A 1,742-nucleotide genomic window follows, 5' to 3' on the forward strand; every position below is an offset into this window, starting at 1 on the left:
TCTGCCGGATCTGGTCCGCGCGCAGCAGGTCGCCGTCCGCCGTGGTGATCCACACATGGGTGACTCCCGGATTCGGCATGATCATCGCTTCCTTCGGTGGTGACGGAGTCTGGACGTCGGATATCTCGGCATTGCTCACTTCATCCCGGCCCGGAGTTCCGGCCCAGGGCCCTCAGACCCGGGTGCGGTGGACCCGTCGGCCCATCGGCACGACGACGACCGGGCAGTCCGCGTGGTGCAGCAGCGTCTGCGTGACCGGTCCGAGCCGCATCCCGGGGTGGCCGTCGCCACGCCGGTGGGCGCCGACGACGGCCAGGTCGGCGTGCGTGGTCGCCTCAGTCAGCACCGCGCCGGGAGTACCGGCCACGACCTCGGCGTTCACCCGAACGCCGGGGTACTTGTCGCGATACGGCGCCAGCAGTTCCTCCAGGGCGGTTTCGACCTCCGCCATGGCCCGGGCCTTCGCACGCTCGACCTCGTCGTCCAACTCGGCGCGGGCGGCGGAGCCCCAGTCGAGGTCCCACGCGTTCACCACCCGCAGGCGGGCGTCGCGGCGGGACGCCTCGGCGAAGGCGCACTCCAAGAGCTCTGCGGCGGAGTCCTCGGCGTCCAGCGCGAGGACGATCGTGCCGAGCGGTTCCCGCGGCGTGCCCCGGACGATCATCGTCGGACACCTGGCGTGGCCCAGCGCGCGCAGGGACACCGAGCCGAGCAGCAGTCCGGCGAAGCCGCCGCGGCCGCGGTTGCCGAGCACCAGCAGGTCCGCATCGCGGGCGGCCTCGGCGATACCGTCGGCGGCGGGGCCCGCGATGACCTCCGAGTCGACGGTCATCCCGGGATAGCGGTCGCGCAACAGGTTCATGCCTTCAGTGGCGGCGCCCTCGGCGGCGTCCTTCAACGCGACCTCGAGGTCCGTCGGGACGTAGAACATGGGGGACGGCGCCGAGACATAGTGGAAGGCGTGCACGACGGAGACCGTCGCGCCGCGCCACGCGGCTTCGCGCCCCGCTTCGGTCAGGGCCCGCTCACTGGACGGTGAGCGGTCGTAGCCGACCACGACGGTGGGCTTCATGACGGACTCCTCCTTCGACGGCCTCCGACCGGCGGCGTGCGAGGCGCGGATGGCGCAGGCGGACCTGGTCGGCGGACATGACGTGTCACGGCAGCAGGACCTTCTCCCCGGACCGTGGGACGACGGCCGTCCACCGCAGCTGTTCGGCGATGCGTTCGCGCAGGAACTCGGAGGCGGCGGGTTCGCCGTGCACGAGATAGGCGGTCCTCGGCGCCGGCGCCGTGTCCAGCCATCCCAGGATCTCCGGGTAGTCGGCGTGGGCTGACAGTCCCGGCAGTTCGACGACCTGGGCCCGGACCGGGACGTAGTGGCCGTGGATCTTCAGCGTGCGGGCGCCTTCGGCCAGGTCGCGGGCGCGGGTCCCGACGGCGGCGAACCCGACGACCAGGACGGTGTTGCGCGGGTCCGGCAGGGCGGCGCTGAGGTGGTGCAGGATCCGGCCGCCGGTGGCCATGCCGGACGCCGAGATCACGATCTGCGGCCCGTGGCGGGTGTCGATGTGCCGGGACTCCTCCTGGGACCGCGCGAGGTGCAGGCGCGGCGGGAACAGCTCCGCGATGCCGCGTTCGGACACCGTCGGGAGGAACTGCGGACGGTGCGCCTTGAGAGCTTCCAGGTAGACGTCGAGTGCGGTCAGGGCCATGGGGCTGTCGACGTAGATGGGGACGTC

2 protein-coding genes are annotated in these 1,742 nt (G+C 72.1%); both read right to left on the reverse strand.

The genetic code is table 11. The features are described 5' to 3' along the window. Positions 1–172 precede the first annotated feature (172 nt). On the reverse strand, positions 173–1,072 hold the full coding sequence (locus tag ABD466_RS44200) for a universal stress protein (protein ID WP_344663316.1): 900 nt from the start codon (positions 1,070–1,072) through the stop codon (positions 173–175). An 85-nt stretch (positions 1,073–1,157) separates the two neighbouring features. Continuing rightward, positions 1,158–1,742 (reverse strand): MBL fold metallo-hydrolase RNA specificity domain-containing protein (locus ABD466_RS44205; protein ID WP_344663317.1); only part of this gene is annotated, 585 nt, incomplete at its 5' end.

Origin of the sequence: Catenulispora subtropica (genome assembly GCF_039531675.1) — a bacterium.
In the GTDB taxonomy this organism is placed as follows: Bacteria; Actinomycetota; Actinomycetes; order Streptomycetales; family Catenulisporaceae; genus Catenulispora; species Catenulispora subtropica.